4 protein-coding genes and 1 pseudogene are annotated in these 3,394 nt (G+C 67.3%); 4 read left to right on the forward strand and 1 reads right to left on the reverse strand.

Going from position 1 to position 3,394, the window contains the following annotated elements:
- Nucleotides 1-388: 388 nt before the first annotated feature.
- On the reverse strand, nucleotides 389-925 hold the full coding sequence (locus G515_RS0100610) for a TetR family transcriptional regulator (RefSeq protein WP_028658576.1): 537 nt from the start codon (nucleotides 923-925) through the stop codon (nucleotides 389-391).
- Nucleotides 926-948: 23 nt separating this feature from the next.
- Between G515_RS0100610 and G515_RS23990 the strand changes: the two are divergent.
- The 4 genes and pseudogenes from G515_RS23990 to G515_RS18790 all read left to right on the forward strand — a co-directional run bounded on the left by G515_RS23990 (nucleotide 949) and on the right by G515_RS18790 (nucleotide 3,208).
- Nucleotides 949-1,625 (forward strand): annotated as a pseudogene (locus G515_RS23990) (aldo/keto reductase).
- Nucleotides 1,626-1,665: 40 nt separating this feature from the next.
- A complete protein-coding gene (locus tag G515_RS23565) occupies nucleotides 1,666-2,019 on the forward strand; it encodes a hypothetical protein (RefSeq protein WP_211220913.1) in 354 nt (117 codons plus the stop codon).
- 146 nt (nucleotides 2,020-2,165) lie between these two features.
- Nucleotides 2,166-2,495 carry a VOC family protein gene (locus tag G515_RS23205; RefSeq protein WP_157570946.1) on the forward strand — a complete coding sequence of 110 codons (330 nt, stop codon included), beginning with the start codon at nucleotides 2,166-2,168 and terminating at the stop codon, nucleotides 2,493-2,495.
- Nucleotides 2,492-3,208, forward strand: coding sequence for a transposase family protein (locus G515_RS18790; RefSeq protein ID WP_051217697.1), 717 nt, complete (start codon nucleotides 2,492-2,494; stop codon nucleotides 3,206-3,208). The genes G515_RS23205 and G515_RS18790 overlap by 4 nt, the downstream gene beginning before the upstream one ends.
- Nucleotides 3,209-3,394 lie beyond the last annotated feature (186 nt).

Here is a 3,394-nt window from a genome sequence, read left to right on the forward strand (position 1 = left end):
TGGGAGAGTAGGACGCCGCCGGACAATTATTGAGCGTGTAGGGGCCACCCGTTGGGGTGGCCCCTACACTGCATTTCCCACCCAGAATGCTGGGTACGGGTGCCCCATCGCCGACCCGTAGCCACACGCCGGCCCGAGGTGATCTCAGGCGACGGTTGGGTACTGGCCGGGCGTCTGAGTCCGGGGCGGCTACGTGCCGACAGTTGGTGACGGTTCGTCACCTGGCTGCGCGCCCGCGGCACGACATCGACGCGGTGTCCGGCTCGCCCTTGGAGAGCACGGGCACCGCGTTCGTCGTCGAGGGGCTGGCGTCGATGTGGGGCTCTTCGCACTCGAGGTGGGTGGAGACGACACGCCTCGCGTCGTTGGGTCGCTGTGGTTCGCGGGATCAGGCGTTGATGATGGCCTCGAGCGCGCGGGTGTAGGGGGCTGGGTCGAGGTCGCCTCGGACGGCGAGTTGTTGGGTGTAGCCCCGGCACAGGGCGATGAAGACCTCGGCGATCTGGTCCGCGCGGGCCTGGTCGTCTTGAGGTAGGAGTGCGGCGACCGCTCGGCGCAGATCGGCGAGCTGGCATTGGACCAGTTCGGCGAGCGGCGGGGAGACGGCGGCCTCGGCGTAGATCTGGGCGACGAGCCGCGCGTGGTCCTGCTTCTTGGCCAGGCCGCGGATGTGGTCGAGGAAGTCGCCGATGGTGGCGGGGGTCAGTTCCGCGGAAAGGGCCTGGCTGGACTGCCCGCAGATCGCGGCGATGATCTCGTCCTTGCTCGTGAAGTAGCGATAGATCGCTCCCACCGAGAGCCCGGATGCATCGACCAGTTCGGCCATCGAGGTGCGGGCGAAGCCGTGGGTGGCGAAGCGGGCACGGGCGGCGTCGATGATCTGTCGGCGGCGTGCGTCGAGGTGGGCCTCGATCGTAGTGGCGATCGACGCCGAGGAGGCAGAGGTTCATGCGCTACCAGACCCCCTTCGGGCGAGCCACCGGTCGCCGGATCTCGGAGTACGTGCTCGGCACCGCCAACTTCGGGTCGGCTCCCTCTGCAGCCGGCCTGGAAGGCGCACGAGCGATCTTCGTGACGTTCGTGGCCGCCGGAGGCACGACCCTCGACGTCTCGAACATCTACCAGGACGGTGAGGCTGAGCGAGTCCTGGGTGGGTTGCTGGGTCCGAGCGCGACGCCTACGTGGTGATTACCAAGTACAGCGGAAGCAGGAGCCCGCAGGTGCGGCCCGGTACGACGGGCAACAGCCGCAAGGTCATGATCCGGTCCCTGGCGGAGAGCCTGCGGCGACTGCAGACCGACTACGTCGATGTCTTCATGCCTCACCTCCCCGACGGAATCACTCCGACCGAGGAGATCCTGTCCGGGTTCGAGGACCTGAGGCGCGCCGGGAAAATCCGCTACGGCGGGTTCTCCAATTCCCCGCCTGGCGAGTCGCGAGCGCCGCCGTCCGCTCACGGGCAGACAACGGGCTCGATGGGCTCGGTAGCCAGGGCCTGGTGGCCGGGACCCAGACCGAATACAGCCTCGCGGGGCGTTCGGCCGGGCGTGAGCTGCTCCCCATGGCACAGGCCCATGGGGGGCTCGGTGCGGTCCTCTACTCCCCGCTGGCAGGTGGCCTGTTGACGGGCAACTACTGCCATGGTGAAGAAGGAGGTCTCAGCACATGCGACCAGAACATGGAGGGTGCCGACAGCGGGCAGCCGTGCTCGACGCGGTACTCGCGGCTGCCGAGGAACTCGACACGGGCCCGGTCCAAGTCGCGCTGGCATGGCTCCGCAGCCGCGCCGCACACGCCGCCACCTCGATGACTCTCATCGTGGGTCCCCGGAGCCTCACGCACCTGGAGGGCCATCACGCTGCACTGGACGTCGAACTAGAACCTGTCCACTACCAGCAGTTCAACGAGGTCAGTGCCCCACAACTCGGTGCACCACACGACGACGTCGCTGCAGCCCTGACCCACGGCGTCGACGGCAACCGCGACCTGCTCAACACCCCGGCCGTTCCCATCGCCTGACCCGACTCACTCCTCCACCAGCCGGTCGAATGCACCCGCCCAGCACACCGAACAACAGACCTGGGGAGAACCCGTACCACCTGTCAGCATCGCCGCCATCAACCTCGAATGCACCGATCCCAAGCCCATGGCCACGTTCTGGACGCATGCTGGAGGGCGAGGTCGTGATCGAGACTCCGGACTATTGCGCCGTCAAGGTTGGGGCACTCTTCCTGGGCACCTCTCGGGTCGAGGGCTACCAGCCACCAACCTGGCCTTCAGCCGAAGGATCTCAGCAGATCCACCCCGATGTCGCCGTCGAGAACCTCGACGCGGCGGAGCGCACAGCCATCGAGCTGGGAGCCACCAAAGAACACCACCAGCCCAGCCCAGCCCAGCACAATCCCGCGTCCTACGCGACCCGGCCGGGCACCCCGTCTGCCTGCGCGCCTGATCTCGCGCAACGTCGCGGTGCCCTGGATCTCTCAGGATCGTGACGCAGACACTGGCTACTGACACTGGCTACTGCGTGCGCTGCCACCTGCTGGTCGGGCTCGACGGCTTCCACGTCGTTGAAGTAGCCGAGGTCGATGAGCGCCAGGGCTGGCGTGGGCCGTTCCTGCGGGTGATGCGCGAGTCGCAGCCCAGGCTCGGAGCCTGCCGGTCCTGCGGGGTGGTCGCGCGCAGCCACGGCCGCCGTCAAGTGCGACTGGTCGACACCCCCTGTTTGGGCCGGAAGACCGAGTTGGTGTGGCGTAAGCGCACCTGGCGCTGCGTAGAGCCGTTCTGTCCGGCACGCTCCTTCACCGAGCAGGACGCCCGGATCGCGTCGCCGCGGGCACTGCATATTGCCCGGGCATGCACGTGGGCGATCCGCCAGCTACGCCGCGAGCATGCCAGCGTGGCTGGCCTGGCACGTCAGCTCGGCACCGCGTGGCGCACGGTGTGGGAATCGGTCAAGCCGCTCTTGCAAGCTCGCGCCGAGGACGAGACGCGCTTCGAGGGCGTCAGGACACTCGGAGGCGACGAGCACCTGTGGCATCACGTCTCCACCACGGCCTCATCGATCTCCACCGCCGCATCGCCCGAGGCTTCCGCAACCGAGACAACTACCGCCTACGCATGCTCCTCATCGGTGGAGGACACGACACCATCAGACCCACCCGAAGTACGAAGAGCCCGATTTGGCATGGCCTGGCCGCCGGCGTAGTGTTCTCCGAGTCGCCACGAGCGGTGCGCCTCCTGGGTGGGATCTTGATCCTCCACTGAGGGCCGGACTCGAGGCGGTCGCCTCATGACTCTTGGAGTCACGGAAGCTTGTCTCGAGAAGGAGACAGTGTCGTGTCTGCAGGGTATTGAGAAGGTGCTGAAGGGAATGCCCCGAGTTGGGATTCCG

This window comes from Nocardioides insulae DSM 17944, from assembly GCF_000422825.1.
Classification (GTDB): Bacteria; Actinomycetota; Actinomycetes; order Propionibacteriales; family Nocardioidaceae; genus Nocardioides; species Nocardioides insulae.